Here is a 21,398-nt window from a genome sequence, read left to right as displayed (position 1 = left end):
ACCTTATTATTGGTATTTGTCGTCACATCGGTTATCGGCGGATGCGGTTAAAAATTCACCGCTAAAGTTGGTAGTTGCAGAAATTTTTTACCGGATGGTCTGAAGGTTGCTGTAAAAGCCAGCAGTCAGCGGATTTTTGCTGAAAAGCGTTTGACGGTGCGGCCTGAGTAGGGTTTAATGCGCCCCGTTGCCCGGATAGCTCAGTCGGTAGAGCAGGGGATTGAAAATCCCCGTGTCCGTGGTTCGATTCCGCGTCCGGGCACCAACATTCTGAAAACCCAGCCTTTATGGCTGGGTTTTTGCTTTTTTGGGTTTCTAAATATCTCCCTGCTTTTACCCCATCAAAATCGTTACTCTTGATTCTTGCGCTTTAATATTAGGCAGATCTACCTGCTAGATTAATTCTCTAAAGCCATGGGCGCTTACCGTGCGGCTTCTTACGCGATTATTTAGCCAACGTCAGTGAGTAAAGTGATTAAGCTGGAACGCCGTGTTGCAGAGCGACTTTCTGATAACCCGACGGTACGCTTTGCATACTGGTTGACGCCACAGAGCTGGCGGCACTCAGCAACAAAGCTACGGTTAGAACGCTGCGATATGCCATCCGCTTTCCCTCTGCTGGAGAAGGACCTGCATAATGCCATTGCCTTAACGCAACCAGCGGCCTCCATCGTGGTTCAGTGTGATGCGGAGTTCGCGGATTTGTTCGGTGGGAATGCGGTGCTGCTGCGCCCAGTTGCGGAGTTTCTGATCGCTGCCTCGCTATCGACAAAGTTGATATCAACGGGGAGTTTATCGGCGAGAACGGCTGAGAGTCTGGCATCGCAGCGCTGGCAATCTGCCTCACGCACGAATAGTGCGAGCCGACCGCCTGAGTCATGCGCGATACCTGCGGAGTTGCCCATGCTAACCGGCAACATGTTGGGCATCAGGCGTTTCCAGGCAGCATCAACTTCGCGCTGGAATTTGAGCTATTTTTCGGTGCGCTCGTATTCCTGTTTTACCCAGAGTTCGGCGTAATGACGGCGTTCAGCGTCGTTGCGGGCTTCAATACCTAATGCTGTGAGTTGATCAATATCTGGTGATAGCTCCCTCTTGATCCTTTCACCAATTTTTCATATCTAAGCGAATCATTGAAATTAGCATGTTGGCTAATTTCAATTGAAGAAAGAGGTTCGGCACCTGAGTATTCAACTTCTAGAGCTTTTGACTCTGCACATAAAATGAACGTTAAAGTATAAAATAACGTACTAAAGGGTTTAATCATTCGTTCCTCCTGAATCATATAGCGAGATGTAAACGCTTTACGCAAACAAGAGAAAGAATTAATAGCTACCACATTAAATAAATTTATTGATTGTGTACTCCGTTTCTTGCCAGTATGTAGGGGGATTGGTATATTGAAGTTCATCTAGTTAACCGACTTTATTTCTATAACCAATTGATAAATATTAAGATCTATGAAATAACGCAGGTGAGTGTTTTTCATAATCAAGGTTATTTTGATTATTTTAAAAAAGTTATTAATTCTTCTTCTTGTGTTGTTGGTATAAATTTATAGGTTTTTTATAAATGGTTAAATGTTTGTTGATTACTTTAAGGAGAAAATTACGTGTCAAGGAGTCAATACACTTTTGAAAGATGGACCCCGCAGTCTAAATCATCTTGGGCATGGTCTGTTTTTAAAAAACATAATAATGAGTTATTAAGAATGTTTACTACATTTGATAACTCATATAGATACACATTTACTAATTTGAAGTCTAACGGTGCGAATTTAACTGATACACCAGAAGTGCATTTTAAATTTCGTGAAAAAAAAGATATCGAAAGGTTTGAGAGCCTCGAGCAGTGGGTTGCTTCGTACAATCAACTTGAAAATTGGGTTAATTTAAATGCTCTCGTTTCAATTATGTCAAACCTTGAAACTTACATGGCGACAATTATACCGTTAGCAATTGAGTCTGACATTGGGGTTTTATATGGCATTTCTAATCGAATAGATGGAATCGAAATACTTAAGCATAATAAAAAGAAACCTCATGGAATTGAAGAAATAGTAACATCATGTACTAAAGGCACCTGGGGTAGTCGTGTAAATTCTTATCAAAAAGTGTTTGATCGGATCCCGAAGTATTTAGAAGGTCATATATCTGAATTGGATAAGATGAGGAACTTAAGAAATAATGTTGCACACGCTTTTGGAAGGGATATTGAGTCTTCGAGAGAAAAAGGAGTTTTATCTATCTTGCCAAGTGAAAAATTGACAAGAGTTAAACTTCTCGAGTATCAAAGTATTGTCTGGAAAGTTACGAAGGCTATCGATGCTCACCTGTATAACTTTCATATTGGTGAGTATTCGCGCGTTCTTTTTTATCATAATTTACAATCAGAAATTGATCCCTCTAGGCACCCGAGCGAAAAAGCTATGTTGCTAAAAAAAGCAATCGGTCGATTTGGTGATGTGGCCGCAGGAAAAGAGTTTTGCAAGGGACTAGTTAATTACTACGAATCAATTTAGTTTAATCAGGAGATGAAAATGAAATACGGATATGTTACAAATGACAATAAATATGACTTCTACTATGATGAGAGTAATAACATAAGGGTGTTCTCCTTGAGAGGCCATAAGTATAATACCGATTACAATCCACAGAACCCCTATTCTCCTATTTTCGTTATAGGTGGAATTGTTACTGATGAGGGTGTCTACGACAATACTCTAAATGAAATGCTTACCGCATTATCTCTGCCAAAAAACATAAATGAAATAAAGTTAAAACACATAATAAAAGGTGACTTCCATGAAATGCTTGACTCAAGGAAGATAGAGGTATTTTTAAATTGGTTATTAAAGAGCAAATATAACATTCATTATTTTGCAGTTAATACTGTTTATTGGTCTTTTCTTGATTTAATTGAAGACGCTGTAGATTATCTTCTGAAAAACAATGCTGCTGAATACATTTTAATAGGAAGTAAAAGTGAGGATGATGTAAGGGCTAAAATTGATTATTTTAAAAGTTGCCTTTACACTTTAATCAGGGTGGATAAAGAAGGGTTTCTTAAATACATAAAAAGCTTTGATTACCCATCGATATCCAACAAAGATGCATCGCGTTTTTTTAGAGGGCTTCATAAACTTGCAAGAAAGAATTCAAACGCATCCCGCTCTATCGAAAATAAACTACCAAAACATGACGATTATAAGCTAATCGACTTAACGCGATTTTTATCAAAGTGTAAAGAGGCTGACAGCATTGAATTAACCTTTGATGATGAAATTGATATGTTAATCGGCTCATTTTCATCTTTTTATATGAATAGAATGATGGGATTTAAAAACTCTCATCATTATTTAGATAAAGAAGACTCGATTGAACCGACTATAGAGGCTTTAGTTAGTTATGAACCAGAGGGAAATGAAGTTAATGAGTTTTCAGAATTAAAATACAGCTTCATAGACTCAGAGAATAAGTTGGAAATTCAACTATCTGACGTTGTTTCTGGAATCATAAGATTGCTATATTCTTATGTTGAGTTTTCAGATCAGCTAGGTATTGAGAGTTTTCTGATGACAGCAAATCAGCAGCAGAAAAAAAACTTGAAATTGTTACACGAAAATATCTTAATGGCAGAGGCCGAGTGTGAAGGGTTTATATATAGAGTTCAGGTGCCAGAGGATGAATACAAAATGAGCGTATTATTTTCTAAGAATGTTTAATTAATTGCCACCCTGAGGTTTTTATCTACAGGCTTCAGGGGGCATTAATAATTAGTCAGAGTTTAAATGAGGTTGATTTTAATATCTCATTAATAAGACTCATTAATGAGATATTAATTTAATTGCTAATTATTGAAAATGATTTCAACAAGATTTCTTTTAGCACTTAAATTATAAAAGGCACTGTCATGGTGTTGAAGAGTGTAGAAGACAAAGCCTTTTAAAAGTGAATGTATATTCATATGGCGGATTGTGATACCCAGAGATTTTCACACTTTTTATTAAAAATGATTTCATTTTAAATGCATCAGGAATTGGACTGGGTTTACCAGTGTTCAATGGTGAGCACATCATTAAATTGAGATGTTTTCAAAGTTAACATGAGGCATCCTTTCACCGTTTAAATATTTATTAAAGGGTTTTCTTAATTTTCACAAGGAGTAAGGCAATGAATGATGTAGAATTTAAAGATCATGCAGTGTTGCATTTTGATGAGTCTGGTTTCACAGGTAACAATTTACTACAAAAGGAACAGAGCGTATTTTGCTATGCTTCTTTAGAATGCCATCATGAAGAAGCCAAGGATTACGTGGAATATATTTTAAAAAAATATAGAATACAAAGCAGTGAAATTAAAGGGAGTAGTTTGTTAAAAGGAATGCGCGGAAAAAAAGCCATTGATGAAATATTAACGAAATTTAAAGGAAGGTTCAAGGTTTCTGTATCAGATAAAAAATATGCCTTGGCCGGAAAGTTTTTCGAGTATATATTTGAACCGGCAATCTCCAGTGCAAACTCAATTTTTTATGAGATTAACTTTCATAAATTTATTAGCAACATCCTTCACCTTGAGCTTTCTACAAGAGGGGAAATGGCTGAGGAGATATTTGAAGACTTTGAAAGATTAATGCGCCAAGGTGATTTTAGTTCTCTTAATACATTATTCTCAAATTCAAATCAAAATGGAATATCACCTGTTTTAGAAAAAATATGCGCTTTCGCAATGTATAATAAAGAATCAGTGATAGCCGAGTTAGATGGATACATTGGGGAAAGATCGGGTAAGTGGGCTCTAGATCTGACTAATACTGCTTTGTTTAGTCTTCTGGCCGCTTGGGGACAAGAATATATTCAATTAACAGCTTATTGTGATCAGTCAAAGCCATTAAGTGAAGACCAGTCAATATTCGAAGCCATGATAAACCGCGAAGACAGGCTTACCTCAAACTTCTCTGGAGTAAATTCCCCAATCACATTCAACTTGAAAGAACCCCTTCACTTAGTTGATTCTAAAGTTGTTCATGGAATACAACTTGCGGATGCAATTGCTGCTGCATTTGCGTACTTGCTCGATAAGGATAATCAAGATGAATACGCGATAAAATGGCGTGACATGATTGAGGAAAGTGTAATTTTTGGTAGTGTTTTCAATGAATATGACTATCTTGATCTAAGTAAGTTAGAAGTTCAACGAAATGCTATTTTACTACAAGAGTTAGTGGAACGTAGTAGAGAAGGAATTAGCTTAACCGAAAACATTGGATCATATATTCAATGGCTTACAATTGAATTAAAAAAATCGCCACTTCAATTAAAATAATTAAATAAAATAAATGAGATTCGATTTTTATCAAGGTGCTTTTTACGACATTATTAACCAATTGATTCTTAAGAGGGGGTGAATGAATAGGTAAGGATAAATTTAAATATCGTTCGTCTAATTTGGGGTATAGCTTGGTAATATTTATTATCTATTGATGAAGTATAAAATCAAGAATTCTAGTCCATGTGATTTAAGATGCATTCTAGTAAAAGCCCTGAAATCTTCAGGGCTATGTTAGTTAAAACGAATTATTCGCATAGTTTTGGCTAGGTTTTGGTTGTGACGGAGGGATAGATTCCACACGTTCAGCCTTATAAACCATCGCCTGACCAATCTTGATCCAATCGACCTTCATCAGTCTGGCTTTCAGGCTAACGCGCTGTTCGCCTGCATGATCACCTTTATTTAGCGTGAAAATGTCAGACGTCAGGTTGCTGAGAGTAAAACCAAGCAGTACTTTCTTGTCCTCGTCTACGGCTTTCTGGCAGCGGCTTATAAGGTCCGTTGCTTCTTTACCGGCGACAGTGACATCAAAGCGCACATAGGTAGGGCTGTAAGTGGGGCCGCTCAGCGCATTAATCACCACGCTGAGGAAGCTGCCAGTGAGGGTTTCAATTCTGCGAATATTGCTCAGATAACCCAGGCCCTTGATGTTGAGAATTAAGTATTCAGCTTTAGCAGAAGTGTTGTTGGTGTTGTTTGCAGCGTTGTTGGTAGTGGTAGCAGTCATGATGTTTACTCCAGGAGTGGGAAAGAGTGACGGAGAAACATTCATCCCTGACGGATTAATGCCTTCCGTCAGGAAGCGCGGATAGCTATGCTGCGCTGGCTGGTCAGTACAAATAACCTCATCGCACAGGTGACATCCGCACTATGATGTTGAGCGGATCGACCACCACTAAAGCAGCGCTTCTCTCAGGTCATGAAGTTTCAGATGGCAACAACGGAAGCGTCTCTCTCAGGTTGCTGAAACATTGGCTGGTTGTTGAGACAACAACAATAATGCCGTTCCAGTGTCCTGCCGCTAAAAGCGGATGTCAGCGATAAAGTGGTTTTGTGGAGATGAACATAAAAAAGCGCCAGCAATTGCCAGCGCTCAGGGCCTGCACGCAGACCGGTGGTGTATTCGTTACTCCGGGAGTTGAAGCTCCGGCGCAGTCCTCACGGAGGGCATGCGGCTTACAGACTAAATCAGATGTGCGGTGATTTGCCTGCAGGACTGATGATTTTCTGTCCCCGTAAAAGACATCCACTCATGCCACAGTTCCTACTGACCTTGCCTTAATTCAGCAGCAGCGCACACAAAGCCCGCGTTAAGCTGTAGGACGTTCGTTCCATGAATCGGCATATTGAATGTTGCCATCTACAATGCGCCAGGTGATCTTCTCATATTGCATACTGACGCTTTCCGAATGATTCATCTTGTCGTTACCAGATAATTTCACATTGGGGACGCCACAATGAACGCTGGTGATCTTCACGTTTTCCAGCAGAACCGTGTAATAGCAGACCTCTTGCCCCGCATCGCTAATATTGTAAAAACGAATTTCAGCACTCTTCAACGTCTGGCCGGTAGCTGACGCTTTATAAAGATAGGGCGTTGAACTATCAACTTCCTTTTCAATACGCATTGATGAGTGCTGGCGTGTGCCGGTTATTTTTCCAGCGGCGGTATCAACCGGAAGGCTGATACCGTGGCTTAATCCGATGATTTCAATACTACCTTCACGGTCATGCACATCAACAGAGCCTCTAATATCTGCGCCGCCATCGTCTTTAAGCCACATGTACGGAGGGATTGGCATTTAACTACTCCTTATTTTTCGTAGTAACTTCATTGTTAAAATGTAAATTGCTGTAGTGATAGAAAATACTGAGATCACGGAGATGTAGAAATATAAATCATAAAAATTGTCTGCTCCAATCTCACCCTCTCCGTAAAAAAAATGTGCAATACGGGTTGCCCATGCATAATTAAACCATATTTCAGGACTACCTAATGTTCGCCCGACGACCAACGATAAAGCGAAATAGAAGATGACTTTAGCTATCTTACGGGCAAGTGTTGTTATTGCCACTGGCAATTACCTCAATCCATCCGCGTGCCATCAATGATTTCATGCAGGGAACTCGTATTAATGAAGTCTGCAATAATGCATTACGGATCAATGCATAATCGGAGTTATGAACTAAGGTGATGCAACCTTCCGATACACGCCCGGGATGAAGTCTGAATAATCCACGTTTGACTCCATCAATCCAAGTGTGATCATCTATAGTCCAGTCATCTCTGAACAAAGCAAACCATTCATCACGGTCAAACTCAGCACCTTCGTACATTCTGTTATAGAAATCCTGGGACTTTGCTTTCAACCTTGATAAGAGGCCGCCGCTACCACGCTCTACAATCCAGTACTTACCCGGTGGTATTGGACCTTCATTGAGAATTGCACCACATGCAGCGTTGTTCATGTAAACACCTTTGCCTGAGAACGCCATAAAAACGCCAACGCCGTAAAGGTTAAAAGGCACATAATCTGCGCCATTTAGAATCAATGTTCCCTGAAGTGCCATTATCTGTCCCTAATTAACAATCATGTAATAACTATGGGTAATGTTACATATGATGAATTTTTAGAGCCAGTAAGAATAATGGCGTGTTTTCATTTTTGCGTAGTCGCCCACATTATATGATGGTCTGAATGCCAGATTCGGTATGGATGCTGCTTAATCCCTAATAACGAAATAACGGTTTAAACACTTGTTTTGTCATTTGCCTAAAATGCTTGTTAACTCTTTAATTGGTGATTAATTTTATCAACCTGAAGGATGTCCTGACATTAATGGAAGTTGTCAGGATTTCACTACAAAAATTTAATCAAAAAATGATAGTAATGAGATGGTTCGTCATGTTGTCTTCAGTTATGTATTTAATTAATAATTTATCGCATAAGCGCTGTAAGGTTCTTATATTCTGTTGCTCGCTATTCTCAGTGATTTTTTGATTTCTAGCTAGTGGGATTGGTGATTCAACCTCTTCGAAATATTTTTAACAAATGGACTCGTTATAATGAATAAACTTATTAAATTTTCAATTGCCGCTGCGGCAATCGCGTTGCTGTCTGGATGTACTGGAAGTGTGTACAACAAAGAAAAGAATTGTGACTACGATTACTTACTTCATCCGGCTGTATCAATATCTAAAATCATCGGTGGTTGTGGGCCGGTTGATAAATAATATTTAGTGTCATGCGCGGCTGGTTTTAACGTCATGCCAGCCGCGATATTTATCATCTTGTTCGGTTTTCTCGCCTTAATTTCACTTCAACTACAATCTCAATGCTCAAACTCAAAAGCATTACGCATGTCGCTAATAGTAATAAACCTCAAGGTAAGCATTATGCGCACCTGTGGCGGGCATACGATGTAAAGTCAGTTGGCCGTGGGTTTCACCGGGTTTACCCCTGGCAGCGGTCATGTCGATCTTCGCTCCATCAGGTGTATAAGCCTGGCGTAATACCGCATTATTTCCCGGCTGGCACTGAAACGTATACGACGTACTGAGTGATGATGCCGAAAGTGTTGGCTGAATGAACTGCGTTTCGCAACCTGACGGTTGAATGACGCCCGTGACGCGTAATTAAACACTTTGCGCGAGGGTCAGCCCGCTCGTGCACATGGATAGTAGTATAATCAATGGTTGCATACGCATCGTACTGCTCCGATTCAGGTGATGATTCTGTTATCGGTTACTGCGCGTTATGACTTTAATTTGAATATCGATCCGTCGTGCACCCTTAAATATCCAGATGAATTTCTTCAATGCCCCCATCCTGCTGGGCGGGAACCGCGCAGCAGATCAGCACCTCATCCTTAGCCACACTGGCACTCGGAAGGGTTGTGTAAGTGACTGCACCTCGCAGCAACCGGGTTTTGCAACTGCCGCAATGCCCTTCACGACAGCTGTACTCCGGGCTTAACCCACGCGCTTCGGCCAGTTCCAGCAGTGAACCACTTTGCGGTGTCCAGCGCGCCTCTTTCAGCGACGTCATAAATTTAATCGGCACGTCATGAGTTGCAACCGCTGGCAGCGCCAGTTCGGGCTCAGCTTCATCTTTGTGGCGCTGCAGTGATGAGGGACCAAAAGCCTCCGCGTGAATGCGCTGGTCGGCGATATTGTAGCTGCGCAGCCCGTCATAAATTGCCTGCGTAAACTGCGGCGGGCCGCACAGGTAAAAGTCGTAGTCGTTGAACGGCAGCACCTGGGAAAGCAGCGCCTTATCGATGCGGCCGGCGATATCGTAATCAAAACCCTGTTCCGCCTCTTCCGTCTGGCTCAGCACACGCACCAGCTTGAATGCGCCCTGTGACGCGGCCAGCAGCGCATCCAACTCTCGTACAAAAGGGCGCTCAGCTTTATGGCGCGCGGACTGAATAAAGTAGGTCGGGCGCATGCGCTGTTTGCGGCGTCCTTCATAAACCAGATGACGCAGCATCGCCAGCATCGGAGTAATGCCGACGCCCGCCGCCATCAAAACGGCTGGGCGCGTCTCTTGTACATCGATGGTGAAATCACCGGCTGGTGCGCGTGTTTCAAGCCGATCGCCAACCTGCAAATGATCGTGCAGATAGCGCGAAACCACGCCATCGCGTTTGACGCTGATGCGATAAAAACCGTCTGACGGCGCGACGGACAGGGTGTAGTGGCGAATAAGTGGTTTCTCAGCATCGGGCAATGGCACACGAATCGGCAGATGTTGTCCGGCCTGGTGCGGCAGCAAACCCGCGCCATCATCTGGCATCAGATGAAATGAGCGAATCGACGCGCTCTCATCAACAATCTTCGTCACTCTGAATGGCCGCCAGCGCTGGGCCAGTTCGCTGGCGCGCAGGCGTTCGGCAGCCGATTGCCAGTCGCCGGTCATTTCTGAAGCCGGTGAGATACCGCCCGCTTCCGTTTCCCAGCGCAAGGCGAGGGCGGCATGACGGCGCACGATGCGGCGCGGGCGGAAGGTCCACAGCCGTTCGGCACCCTGGAATGCAGCGATCTCCGGCGAATCGAGGATCACGCTGGCATCACCGGTCATTTGCAGCGTATCGCCGTTGCGGTAATCGATAAACAGCAGCCCGGCTTTACCGTTCTGGTGGATGTTGCCGAGCGTGGAGAAAAACAGGTTGCCGTTAAAATCGGGAATGGTCAGCAGGCCATCGTCATTCACGCGCACAAAGCCGGGTTTGCCGCCGCGATGCGAGGCATCCACCTGCCGTTCATTGTAGGTAGCAACGTAAAACGCATCTGCGTTGGTAACTGTGGTGAGAGCCGACTGATCCAGCGTGCTAAGTACTTCAATCTCACCTGTCGCAGGCTCATCGGGCGAGCGAGCAAAGCGGAAGTCGCGCAGCTGAATATAGCGCGGGCAGTTGCCGAAACTCTGCTCTACCTGTACCCGAAAGCCACCGCCAATCGCGCTCAGGACGCCGTTCATGCGGTTGCGGCGGCGGGTGTGCAATTCGATGCCGAGCAGGCCAACCGGTGCGCCGTCAGTGAACCCGGCAGCCGCCGGATCGCGGGGATCGGGCTGGGCGGCAATATCCAGCGTGGTGGCGTTGGGCGAGAAAATAAAACCGGGTTGGCCTTCCAGCAGCGTAGCCCAGGCATCGCCTTGCGCGTCCACGCTGCCTGCCACGATAAACGGCAGCTGCGCGTAGAAGTCACGATGCTGATCGGGCATGTAGTCGCGAATCACGCGCTGGCCGACTTCCGCCATGCGTTCGGCTACGCCCGCCTGTTGATGCAGGGCTATTTCACCTGCATGCCATACCGGAAGTTTCTCGCCCATGATGGTTATCTCACGCGATGCTGCGCAGACCGGCAGCGGTTTGTGGGAAGGGAACAAAGCCCGGCAGCGCTTCGATACGGCGTAACAGCGCATTGACCGCCGGATAGCCAGAGAGATCCACGTTGCCTTCCGGCGCGCCGATCAGGTAGCTGTACTGCGCGATATCCGCGATGGTCGGGCGATCACCCACCAGCCATTCACGCCCGGTAAGATGTTGATCCATCAGCGCCAAAATGGTGTGCGCACGGGCGATCACTTCGTCAGGGTTGAACGAGCGGCCAAACACGGTAATCAAGCGTGCCGCGCAAGGGCCATAAGCCAGTTCACCTGCCGCGACAGATAACCAGCGCTGCACCTGCGCCGCACCCAGCGCATCTTCAGGTAACCACTCACTGCGGCCTGATTTTTTCGCCAGATAAACCAGAATGGCGTTGGAGTCGGAGATATACACGCCTTCATCTTCCAGCACCGGCACCTGACCGAACGGGTTGATGGCGAGAAACGCCGGGGATTTGTGTTCACCGTTAGCGAGATCAACATCAATCACCTCGTGCGGCAGGTCGAGCAGGGACAGGAACAGACGTGCACGGTGCGCATGACCAGAAAGCGGGAAGTGGTAGAGTTTCATCATTAATGTCCTTTAGTGGTGGATGGGGTGATCCCAAACGCTGTCTAAAGGTTGTCATAGCCTGTGACGCAGCAGAATAGCCGGGTTTGCGAAGTCATTATTGCGGAAAATGGAAGAATGGCGGGCAGTGCTGAAACACGGCGGCCCTGCAAAATCGTTAAACCTATTTTGCAGTGCGCGCAGTCATGCGTATCGCTATTGCCGAGAGGGGTTGGCCGGGAACGATGAAACCACCGCACTCCCTGTCACGGCCTGAGCCTGCTGTTCGCTTTGCTGTTCTTCGCGCTGTTTCAAACGATCCCATACGCGGAAGAACGGATAATAGATCACCATCGAGATCGCCAGGTTGACCACCTGTAACACCGTGCCGGAAATGTGCCCAACCAGGCTGGATCTGGCGAGTCAGGCCGACATTTGGTTGCCGCTGCCGGATGATCCACAGGCGCGTAGCTATGGCACTCTCTGCGCGCTGGATCGGCTGGAAATGGCGCTTACGTTATTTTAGCGCGTAGATTTCTGACATAAGCGTGCTGCCATCTTGCAGCACCACTTCAACGGGTACACGCTGATAGCCTTCGCCTTCAAACTCATCAAGCATTGACCAGTTTGCCGGAAGATTTTCCGAACTGAAGACAAAGCCGTTGACCTGCGTGCCTTCAGCAGAGAGTTCAATACCTGGAAAACCCATTGCTGCGCCCCAGCCCGCTTCACGCAGGTTGCCCAGCACATAACCTTGCTGCCAGCTTCCACCTATATTTTCCATAATATGTGCATTAGGACGGCCGGGACCGAGCGTGCCGTAAACGAAGAGACTATGCATTAACTACCTCAGTAATAAGGGAAAGGCTTTGAATCTATCGCGGGAGGCGGGGTAAGCCAATGGCGTGTAACGTCTGCCCGTTTCTTGTTGAGTAAAGCAGACGTTACAGTCACTTGATTTACAGGTAATTCAGTATGAAGGTGGCGGTCGCCGTGAATTGTCCATGTCCAATTCGTCGGTTAAGAATGGCATCGGGCTCTCCCTGCACATAGGCCTGGAATGCCAGCACCATATTGCCTGCTTGTAATGCTTTTGCCGGGGCAGGTTTATTAATTTTCACGGCAGATCCATCTAAACCCTCAATGCCGATGGCAACACCGCGTGCTGAGCTTCCTGCATCAAGGCGCAATAATCCAGGCAACGAGGAATTCTCTGTGCCTTGAAACGTTACTTCGACTCCTTTAAATACGCTGACATCGTAGTCCTCTAAATGAATAAGCAACGGACGACTGGGTGTGCGTGTGTAGCGATAAAGAAACTTATCAATGACCTCTTCAAAATCAAGTTTAATTAAGTCGTCACCCGGCCGTATAAAACAAGGTGCATCGACAAGGCTGCCACGCATAATGAGGTTTTCCGCGGCCTTGACCGCAGAGGATGTGAGCATTCCACAGCTTAACGTGAATAGGATGCTTAACAATGTGATGATTCGCTTCATGGTTAATCCTATTGGTAATCTGCAATGATTGTGGCTCGCGACGTAAAGTCACCGGCATCGGGCAACGCTGCTGGATTAGCAACAGGAACAACCGTTAAGGTGGGGGGGCGCAAAAGGTTAATGGCAATATATTGGTTTATACGCAGCGGAGAACCATTCTGCTCAACCCTTATTCCCAAACCACTTTTGTTAGTCACAACAGCGGTATTATCAAAGCTTGCTGGCGTTCCTTGCACGCTTAAACGTACGCTTCCGGTACCCGTGCAGGCCACTGAATAAGGCACGGGACGACGGTATTTATCGCCATCGATACCACGAATAATTAAGGTGTCGAAATCGATGGTAATCGTTCCGCCACTATTTATTTCGCAGGGAATAGATTCCACAAGTGTGCCCTTAAAGGTGACATCTGTTGCTTGTGCTGATGGAAGCGCCATATATAAACAAGCCAATAACATTGCCTGCTGTCCCTTAAGGCATTTGACGTATCTCATTGTTCTTCCCTATTGATACTCAACCAGCAGCGTTGACGTCGCGGTAAATGTCCCACCTGTGACAGCGCCGCTGCGATTTTTGACTAATACCGCGCTAAGTAACGGTCTTGCGGGGTCGGTGAAGTTATGCCAACTGTTAACCGCCATCTTGGTACCGTTGCTTTTTAATTCAATCGCAAGATTGGCTTTACTGGTACCCAGGACAGTGGTGTCGAATGAGGCACCGCCTCCGCGTAATTGCATTTTTAGCGCTTTTGAAGTGGCTGCTGAGCAATCAAGTACATAAGGTATTGAGCGTTCATAAATCCGGCTATCAATTCGCGAAATAATAATGTCATTGCCAAAATCGATCGGTATATCCCGATTACCATTAACGATACAGGGCGGCGCTAATACTTTGACCTTCACCGTGGCGGTGGTTGAAAATGCTTGCACAGAACCGGTCAAAGGAGTAAAGGCGAGTGATATCGCCAACGCGCTGCTCAATAGCAGCGCATTTGTTCTTTTGTTTGAACGTGAATTAATCATAATTCAACCTAAAATTCACATTGGCGGAATAACTTCCGGCGCGCAGATTATCGCGTGTGCGCTCTGGAGCAATGTAATAGATCACTACGTTGCTGGCCGGTTTCAATATCAGCGGTTTACCCTTTTGCCCAAGTACGACGTTTTGGCGAAACGCATCTTTCAAGCGCAATCCCATGCCGTCTACGCCCTGTGCTTTTATCAGCTGCGGGTTCGCATCATCTTCTATTCCGGTAAAAGTGAAGGATACTGCAGGCTGAGAGGCACTCCAGACTAAGTTTCCTCTCACATCACGGTTTGCCGATGACGTGCGCAGGCAGTCATGCAAATAGAGTGCAACGGGGACTAAGTTGCCATTATCACCCGGAAGCTTTAGCTTGCCCGTGGCAATATTACCTAAGTCAACAGACTGATCGGCTGAACGCATATCCAGCCGGCAGGCGCTTTCGGTTAAAGTGCCGTAAGCACGGATGACACCGTAGTTGCCATCCACCAGGCCATCATCAAAACCTGCCTGCGCCATTGAAGAAAATAGCAATGCGCAGGACAGCAATGCGGATCCCTGAATCTTTCTACATTCCGTTACTGAATGTGCAGCGATGATTATTTTTCGCATCTGATCACTTCCCTGATTATTTTGGCGTTGCGCGTTTGCTGGTATCAACAGTGCAAACATTACCGCTGCATTTAAAAGTCAATGCGGTTTGTCCGCCGTAATCATTGACGTAAACCAATACCGGCGTTGGGCCTAACGCCGCGGCGCTCCCGCCTAATTCCGACTGACTCTTTGGTGAAACCATCAATGCATCAAATCCTTTAATAACATCGCCTTCCTTTTTCGCGCTGGCACCAATCAACGTGACGTAATAAGGCGTCGGATTGATAACGGTATATTTATCACCACTTTTACTTAGCGTAATATTTTCCTGGAATGGCGACGCATGTTGTGCCGCCGCCGCTTCTGCTAATGCAGCAGGGCGATAAAACATTTTGATGCGTGTTTGTAGGGCGATTTGTAATACATTGGGCTTATCACTTTTTGGTGGTATCTCTCGCAGGTTGAAATAAAACAGTGATTCCCGATCTTGTGGCAGTTTTTTAAAGGCTTCAGAAGAGGAGAGAGCCTGAATTTTAACCTGGCTTTCTGCTTTAGGCTCGATGCGTTGTACTGGCGGTACCACTGTTAATGGGCTGCTGTTATCCAGTTTTTCACCTTGCTCATCTTCCAGCCAGCCCTGAGCGAGATAAGGTAATTCGGTATTTTGGTTGCTGACGGTCAAACTCACCGATTTCTCTGAGCCGGGAAAAACAACGCGCGTTCTGTCCAATGAAATGGCAGCGGAAACCGAGTGAGCAATAAAGCTCAATGCTGTTGCAGTGAAGACATTAAGTAATATTTTTCTTTTCATTATTAACCTACAAAATAAAATGACTGGTTTAAGTTTATTTATAAGCTTGCGATTTCTTCGCAAGGAAGTAATAGATTGTTCATCATGTTTTCAGGCAGACTCTTTGGCAGAGAAATTTTGCATTGCTCTGCATTATTCCAACGCACCGTCATGCTATCGCCTGCATTGATTCCGCTCAGATACACACTGCCATCATCATTAACGATGCCCGTTTGCTGGTTTTTTATATTCAGCACGGTGGCACCAAACGGCGGTGCACTGCCATCAGCCAGGCGTATCACCGCCATGGCTTTTTCACCGGAGATGACTTTGAAGTTACGATAGCCAATCGCGCCTTCCGTCAACGTACCTTGCACCACGGATTGGCTGGCTTCGACGTTATCTGCCAACTTATCGAGGTTGATTCGCACGCTGTTGCGGTAGTAGCTACTAACATCGCTCACCACAGCGTTACCGTAACGGTTGGTGTAAACCGGATTGCCATAACCGCCGACAGGCACACCGGCAACACCATCGGTATCCACTAACATCCTTGTCCCGCCCATAATATTGCTGCGATGTAATGCACCGCCTTTAGGGGTCAGGGTTGCACCACCCTGCATGGAAACACCTAAGGCGCTATATTGACCTTCGCGATAGCTGGCCGAGGTGTTTACCTGCGCCAGCGTGCCGTTATGGGTGTAGTAGCCACTCAGATCCGCGCCCTGGCGAGCCACTCCAGCACTCACCTGATATGAGTCCGACTCGCCCACGCGGCTGTAGTAACTCGCACTTTGACGGTTATCCCCTTTGGCATAGGAGCCGTTGTAACTCACCGTTCCGGAGGCGCCCCAGGGCAATGACAGCGACATATACATGCCGTCATCATTGGTGTTATTGAATTTGTTGCGATAAGCCGTCAGCGAAAGACTCAGGTTTCTGAAGCGGCCAAGATCGAAATATCGAGAAAGTGATAAGTCATAACGATCGTTAGCTGGCTGGTTCCAGTACGTCTGATGGTTGTAATTCAAATACGCGGTCAAATTCAGCGATTCAAATTGTTGATTCAGCGAGATGGTGTACATCTCTTTGCTGCGCCCAGCGGTGATATCACCATCCAGTGAATCCAGGTATTCGGCCATGGAGCGAAAGCCGCTATCAGAAAAGCGATAGCCAGCGAACGTCACCTGACTTCCGGTTTGATCAAAACGTTTGGCGTAACTCAGGCGATAAGACCCTCCGCGCTGCGTATCCTGAGCCGGTACCTTAGCTTGCGACATCGTGACGTCTGATGAAATGGCGCCAAATGCCAGCAGATCACGGCCCACACCAACGGAAAGGGCATTGTAATCTTCTCCGCCAATGCTGCCGCCATACAGTGACCAGCCATTACTCACCCCCCATGAAAGCTCACCGGTGGCAAACATCGGGCCATCGACACGATGCTTCCAGTCTGATGGTTTACCCACGGCGGTTTTAAAACGCACTTGTCCTGGTCGGGTGAGATAGGGAATGGTGGCAGTACTGACCTGATATTGCTTTACGCTGCCATCCTGCTCTTCAACGCGCACATCAAGATTACCGGACACCGCACTATCAAGATCCTGAATACGGTACGGACCCGCAGCGACCTGAACCTCTTTGATAATGCGGCCTTGCTGGCTGATCGTAATCCTGGCATTACTGTTTGCGACACCGCTGACTTCCGGCGCATAGCCCCGCAAGTTAGGGGGCAACATGTTGTCATCGGATACCAGACTGAATCCGGTGAAACGGAAGCTGTCGAAGATGGCCGAGCTTAGGTAATCCTCACCCATGATAAACCTGGCGCCGAGTTTGCTCAGGGCGCGATAAGCGTAGAATCGGCTCCAGTCCCAGCTTTGCGTTCCCGATTCATGATTATTGCCGCTGCGGCGATCGTAGCGGGCCTGCCAATCTGCGCGTACACGCCAGGCATCAAAGTTGGCGCCCGTCGTGCCGTTACCCGATAAATTGGTGCCGCTTCCGCCTCCAGCCCCGTTTTGCTGCAGAGATTGCAGGCTGAGGTTGTAGTCAAATAACGCTCCGGTAATGCCTTCTTCCCAGCGAGCAGGCGGATCCCAATAGGGGCTGCTGTACTCCAAATAAGCTTGTGGAATACTGACGAACAGCGCTGACTTGCCTAAATCACCACGGGCTTCCATACCCTTTATGCTGTCCAGATTGAGACACTGCTGGTTATGCCACCACGTAAGGCCCGCCAATGCGGTCTCTTTCAGGCCAAACTGTTCCACCATCTCCGGTGAAATGCAGGCTACGGTCTCATTAACGTCATTCTCTGCGGGATAAAAGTGAATCTGACGCTCAGGCAAGGTGTTCGCATTAAGATTAATCGTGAGAGTATAGGCTCCCGGCAAAATAAATCCCTTACGCGAAAACTGGCTTAAATCGATATTGCTTCGATCTTTGAGATCAAGGACATCTGTATTGAACTGCACATCACTGGCAGCTTTAGAGGTCGATAATTCCCCAATGAATAATGTTGTCCCAACTGCGGTGATAAAAAAAAGAGAAACCGCATTGCGCGGAAAACGTAACAGCATGATGGCGTGCCCCGTTAGTTATAATCTATTCTGAAACGGATAGTTAATTGATGATCGCCAGCTTGTAATATTTCCTGGTTACCGACTAAGTTAAGCGTGTACTTAAGGTGCATATTCTCAACGATCAGATCGCCATCAGGAAGATGTACACCTGGCGTTGCAATATTTCCATTAAGATCGCTTATTTTGACGGAAACCCCGCTAGCTGTTCCTGCTGTTTTGAAGTGGCCTTTGTCATTTTCACCATCAAACATGACTTTAAAGTTTTTCCAGTCTGGCTTACTGGGATCCAGGCGGGTCAGGACGCAACCAAATAAACGAATGGAGAACTCTTTTTTCGGCCCTTGCCCATCCCTGATAATTTTACTAATTGGATGGTTTCCCATATACAGGGTCTGATCGCGATCGCCAACTTCAATTGCACAAGGCGTTTCTACAATTGAACCTGACATATTTACACGACCAAAACCTTCGTCATTCGCGAAGGTGAGTTGGGGTGTGCCCAAGGTGCTGCACAATACCAGGAATGGGGCCGCATAACGTAATAATAAGGGCTTCCAATACATCAATATGCTCCAGAATACGGTACAGATTAAAATACCTGCGACAGGCACGCCGCAGGTAAATAGGTCATGCGTTTTATTAGTTGTAATTCAGCACGAAATTAGTCGGTACCTGGAAGCTACCCGGTACGATGGTCGTCGTTGCACCACCACCTTTAAGACGTGCTGCGAAGCTCAGGGTGTTGTTGCCATTGATCACCGTCTGGCCTGAAGAAGCGGTGTTCAGTTTGACCTTAACACCATCGCCATCAGTCAGGACAACGGAGGCACCGCTGGCATCACCACCGACCAGCGCCAGGCTTTCAGAATCATGAGGTGAGGCTGCGCCGGTAAACGTGACAGTTACTTTGTCTTTGGTGCCAGGCGTAGCGATAACACAATCTTCCAATTCAATGTGGAAGGGTTTTGGGCTAGATGAACCTGTATTTCCGTTCGCCGCCAATGCTACGTTGGAAATAGCACCAAGAGATACCGTTTGATCTAATGAACCCGGCGCGATAGAACAAGGTGCATCAATAATCGAGCCAGTAAAGGTTACCTTTCCGGTACCACTTGCAGCATGGGAAGAGGAAACAGCAAACAGGCTTAACATAGATAAGGCAATAATACTCTTTTTCATTTAATGTCTTCCATTTGATTTAGTACCCATATTTTTATTATTGATAAATATGGTGTTCACTAATATTGCATCAGGCGCATGCGTGATGATTTACGCTTTTGATTTGATAAAATATTAGTATTTGCACACTGCTATCAGGTGCTCCTGGAACATGCAAATAAAGATCTGCATGTTTCATTCTGCTCAGCCTTTAATTTATTTTTAGTGGCGTCGTTGGGGAGCATTATGGAGGGAGGGTTGCTTGATGAAAATAAGATTTGTTTTGTGCTGGTGTAGTGAGTGAATGGGCTATTTGTCAGGGATGTATTACATGTGAAGAAATAAGGGGGTTTTCTTAGGGTTTTGAATAAGAGTGAACAATGGAACCCATTGCTAAAAACTATAACATTGCGAAATGAGTGTTACTGTGAGCAGTGTCGTAATTATTACGAGAGTAATTAATGGTTGTTGCTAATAATATAAAAATATCTTCACTTGCTGAATCTTAACAGGAATGCCCACACCCATACCTCGTGTGGGCAGAGTTGCTGTTATCGGCTCAACACCTGCGCACCGGCGTTTTTCTCCAGCCGCCAGACATCGAACAGAGACATCAACACCAACAAAGCCACACCCGCGAAAGCGATACGAATATCACTATGTTGAATGGTGGCATGCTCCTGCCACAGCATCGAACCACGTAAGAACAGAGCGGCTAATGCAATGCCGGCGCTCATGCTGAACTGGAAGAAGATGCTGAACACCACGGAGGCATCACTCATTTTGGCCTGGGGCACATCGGCAAAGCCTAAACTGTTGTAGCAGCTGAACTGAAGCGAGCGCGACAACCCGCCAATAAAAAGAATGGCAGCAATTGCGAAATAGCCGAGGGAAGGGCTGAGCAGCAAGCAGCCAAGCATCGTTACCAGGCTAATGATGCCATTCAACATCAACACCTTGCGGAAACCAAAGCGTCTCATCAGCCAGGTGGTGGCCGGTTTCATTGCCAGATTTCCGGCAAACACCCACAGCACCATGGCACCGGCTTGTGCCGCGCTCCAGCCGAATCCTAATTGGAATAAAAGCGGCAGAAGGAAGGGCACTGCGTTGATCGACGCGCGGAAAAACGAACCACCCACCACCGCGTTGCGGAAGGTGTTAATGGTGAGCGCGTTAAACGGCAGCAATGGTTGCGGATGGCTGAAGCTGTGACGATAGGCCATAACGCTACTCAGTATCCCGACCAACAGCAGCGGGATTCCGAGGCTGAGATGCATTTGGCCGAGTGCTTCCAGCGCGATGATCAACGCCGTACAGGCGGTGGCTGTGAGGACGAAACCCCGCACATCAAAGGGGCGTAACTGCTCTGCTTTGAACTGCGGCACCAGATAGCCAGTGGCGATAATGGCGAGGATACCGAGAGGAATATTCAGCCAGAAGATCCAAGGCCAATGCCCGTAAGTCACAATCAACCCACCCAATGGCGGGCCGAGTACGGGGGCGATCAATCCAGGCCAGGTAATAAAGGCAATGGTTTTCACCATGTCTTTCTTTTCGGTGACAAGCAGCACCACCATGCGCCCCACTGGCACCATCATCGCACCGCCGATACCCTGCAAAATACGGCTCAGGGTGAACATCGTTAAGGTGTCGCTGAGGCCGCACAGCACGGAGGCGAGGGTAAAGATCAAAATGGCGCAGGCAAACACGGTACGTGCGCCGAAGCGCTCCGCCAACCAGCCGCTCATGGGAATACCCACGGCGACAGCCAGTAAATAGGCACTGACTCCCACATTCAGCGCCACCGGGCTTGCCGTAAAATCCCGCGCCATTTGTGGGATCGCGGTGGTAATCACCGTGGCGTCGAGGTTTTCCATAAAGAAGGTCACTGCGACCAGCAGTGCCAGCAGTATTGTGTGATTCGATTTAATGCCACTTTGTGTCATAACGTCATACCCTGGTCTTCCTTGGTTCG

Annotated in this window: 20 protein-coding genes, 1 tRNA gene and 2 pseudogenes; 6 read left to right on the top strand and 17 right to left on the bottom strand. The window is 46.4% G+C overall.

Annotated features, from left to right (window positions below; genetic code table 11):
• Positions 1 to 189: 189 nt before the first annotated feature.
• Positions 190 to 265: transfer RNA gene (locus VH86_RS02605), tRNA-Phe, on the top strand.
• Between the two features lie 317 nt (positions 266 to 582).
• Here VH86_RS02605 and VH86_RS26020 read toward each other — a convergent pair.
• A pseudogene (locus tag VH86_RS26020) lies at positions 583 to 1,264 on the bottom strand (TIGR03759 family integrating conjugative element protein).
• Positions 1,265 to 1,612: 348 nt separating this feature from the next.
• Here VH86_RS26020 and VH86_RS02590 point away from each other — a divergent pair.
• The 3 genes from VH86_RS02590 to VH86_RS02580 all read left to right on the top strand — a co-directional run bounded on the left by VH86_RS02590 (position 1,613) and on the right by VH86_RS02580 (position 5,324).
• On the top strand, positions 1,613 to 2,521 hold the full coding sequence (locus tag VH86_RS02590; RefSeq protein ID WP_156150548.1) for a hypothetical protein: 909 nt from the start codon (positions 1,613 to 1,615) through the stop codon (positions 2,519 to 2,521).
• An 18-nt stretch (positions 2,522 to 2,539) separates the two neighbouring features.
• Positions 2,540 to 3,724 (top strand): DUF3800 domain-containing protein, encoded by a 1,185-nt coding sequence (locus VH86_RS02585; protein WP_045831787.1) that lies wholly within the window; start codon positions 2,540 to 2,542, stop codon positions 3,722 to 3,724.
• 448 nt (positions 3,725 to 4,172) lie between these two features.
• Positions 4,173 to 5,324 carry a DUF3800 domain-containing protein gene (locus VH86_RS02580; RefSeq protein ID WP_045831786.1) on the top strand — a complete coding sequence of 384 codons (1,152 nt, stop codon included), beginning with the start codon at positions 4,173 to 4,175 and terminating at the stop codon, positions 5,322 to 5,324.
• A 241-nt stretch (positions 5,325 to 5,565) separates the two neighbouring features.
• Here the strand turns inward: VH86_RS02580 and VH86_RS02575 are convergent, their stop codons facing one another.
• The 3 genes from VH86_RS02575 to VH86_RS02565 form a co-directional block, all read right to left on the bottom strand.
• On the bottom strand, positions 5,566 to 6,057 hold the full coding sequence (locus VH86_RS02575; RefSeq protein WP_045831785.1) for an STY4534 family ICE replication protein: 492 nt from the start codon (positions 6,055 to 6,057) through the stop codon (positions 5,566 to 5,568).
• A gap of 583 nt (positions 6,058 to 6,640) precedes the next feature.
• Positions 6,641 to 7,132, bottom strand: coding sequence for a type VI secretion system tube protein TssD (locus VH86_RS02570; RefSeq protein WP_045831784.1), 492 nt, complete (start codon positions 7,130 to 7,132; stop codon positions 6,641 to 6,643).
• Between the two features lie 247 nt (positions 7,133 to 7,379).
• Positions 7,380 to 7,901 carry a DUF2778 domain-containing protein gene (locus VH86_RS02565; protein WP_045831783.1) on the bottom strand — a complete coding sequence of 174 codons (522 nt, stop codon included), beginning with the start codon at positions 7,899 to 7,901 and terminating at the stop codon, positions 7,380 to 7,382.
• A 496-nt stretch (positions 7,902 to 8,397) separates the two neighbouring features.
• On the opposite strand from VH86_RS02565, the gene VH86_RS24830 reads away from it, so the two are divergent.
• Positions 8,398 to 8,565, top strand: coding sequence for a DUF4223 family protein (locus VH86_RS24830; RefSeq protein ID WP_072050557.1), 168 nt, complete (start codon positions 8,398 to 8,400; stop codon positions 8,563 to 8,565).
• A gap of 559 nt (positions 8,566 to 9,124) precedes the next feature.
• Here VH86_RS24830 and VH86_RS02560 read toward each other — a convergent pair.
• From VH86_RS02560 to VH86_RS24825, 3 genes and pseudogenes are all read right to left on the bottom strand, one after another.
• Positions 9,125 to 11,167 carry a pyridoxamine 5'-phosphate oxidase family protein gene (locus VH86_RS02560; RefSeq protein WP_045831782.1) on the bottom strand — a complete coding sequence of 681 codons (2,043 nt, stop codon included), beginning with the start codon at positions 11,165 to 11,167 and terminating at the stop codon, positions 9,125 to 9,127.
• Positions 11,168 to 11,177: 10 nt separating this feature from the next.
• Positions 11,178 to 11,795 carry a glutathione S-transferase family protein gene (locus VH86_RS02555; RefSeq protein ID WP_045831781.1) on the bottom strand — a complete coding sequence of 206 codons (618 nt, stop codon included), beginning with the start codon at positions 11,793 to 11,795 and terminating at the stop codon, positions 11,178 to 11,180.
• Between the two features lie 195 nt (positions 11,796 to 11,990).
• Positions 11,991 to 12,176: pseudogene (locus tag VH86_RS24825) on the bottom strand (oligo-beta-mannoside permease IIC protein); the annotation flags it as partial.
• Here VH86_RS24825 and VH86_RS25615 point away from each other — a divergent pair.
• Positions 12,142 to 12,300: a hypothetical protein gene (locus VH86_RS25615; protein WP_156150547.1), complete on the top strand. Its 159-nt coding sequence runs from the start codon at positions 12,142 to 12,144 to the stop codon at positions 12,298 to 12,300. The pseudogene VH86_RS24825 and the gene VH86_RS25615 overlap by 35 nt on opposite strands.
• Here VH86_RS25615 and VH86_RS02550 read toward each other — a convergent pair.
• The 10 genes from VH86_RS02550 to VH86_RS02505 form a co-directional block, all read right to left on the bottom strand.
• Positions 12,292 to 12,615: a gamma-glutamylcyclotransferase family protein gene (locus VH86_RS02550; protein ID WP_045814759.1), complete on the bottom strand. Its 324-nt coding sequence runs from the start codon at positions 12,613 to 12,615 to the stop codon at positions 12,292 to 12,294. The two genes, VH86_RS25615 and VH86_RS02550, sit on opposite strands and share 9 nt — an antisense overlap.
• Before the next feature lie 118 nt (positions 12,616 to 12,733).
• Positions 12,734 to 13,273: a fimbrial protein gene (locus VH86_RS02545; protein ID WP_045831780.1), complete on the bottom strand. Its 540-nt coding sequence runs from the start codon at positions 13,271 to 13,273 to the stop codon at positions 12,734 to 12,736.
• 8 nt (positions 13,274 to 13,281) lie between these two features.
• Positions 13,282 to 13,767, bottom strand: coding sequence for a fimbrial protein (locus VH86_RS02540; RefSeq protein ID WP_045814757.1), 486 nt, complete (start codon positions 13,765 to 13,767; stop codon positions 13,282 to 13,284).
• 9 nt (positions 13,768 to 13,776) lie between these two features.
• Positions 13,777 to 14,295, bottom strand: a complete 519-nt coding sequence (locus VH86_RS02535) for a fimbrial protein (RefSeq protein ID WP_052696529.1) — start codon at positions 14,293 to 14,295, stop codon at positions 13,777 to 13,779.
• Positions 14,288 to 14,968, bottom strand: coding sequence for a fimbrial protein (locus VH86_RS02530; protein WP_231647077.1), 681 nt, complete (start codon positions 14,966 to 14,968; stop codon positions 14,288 to 14,290). The genes VH86_RS02535 and VH86_RS02530 overlap by 8 nt, the downstream gene beginning before the upstream one ends.
• Positions 14,925 to 15,701, bottom strand: a complete 777-nt coding sequence (locus VH86_RS02525; RefSeq protein WP_045814755.1) for a fimbria/pilus periplasmic chaperone — start codon at positions 15,699 to 15,701, stop codon at positions 14,925 to 14,927. The genes VH86_RS02530 and VH86_RS02525 overlap by 44 nt, the downstream gene beginning before the upstream one ends.
• 38 nt (positions 15,702 to 15,739) lie before the next feature.
• Positions 15,740 to 18,262, bottom strand: coding sequence for an outer membrane usher protein (locus VH86_RS02520; protein WP_052696527.1), 2,523 nt, complete (start codon positions 18,260 to 18,262; stop codon positions 15,740 to 15,742).
• A 14-nt stretch (positions 18,263 to 18,276) separates the two neighbouring features.
• Complete coding sequence (locus VH86_RS02515) at positions 18,277 to 18,828, bottom strand: fimbrial protein (RefSeq protein WP_045831778.1); 552 nt, start codon at positions 18,826 to 18,828, stop codon at positions 18,277 to 18,279.
• Positions 18,829 to 18,904: 76 nt separating this feature from the next.
• Positions 18,905 to 19,444 carry a fimbrial protein gene (locus tag VH86_RS02510; protein WP_045831777.1) on the bottom strand — a complete coding sequence of 180 codons (540 nt, stop codon included), beginning with the start codon at positions 19,442 to 19,444 and terminating at the stop codon, positions 18,905 to 18,907.
• A 530-nt stretch (positions 19,445 to 19,974) separates the two neighbouring features.
• Entirely contained in the window at positions 19,975 to 21,369 is a 1,395-nt protein-coding gene (locus VH86_RS02505) for an MFS transporter (protein ID WP_045831776.1), read from the bottom strand.
• Between the last annotated feature and the right edge of the window lie 29 nt (positions 21,370 to 21,398).

It is taken from the genome of Pantoea sp. BL1 (assembly GCF_000963985.1).
GTDB lineage: Bacteria > Pseudomonadota > Gammaproteobacteria > Enterobacterales > Enterobacteriaceae > Pantoea > Pantoea rwandensis_B.
This window is presented reverse-complemented; position numbering and strand designations above follow the sequence as displayed.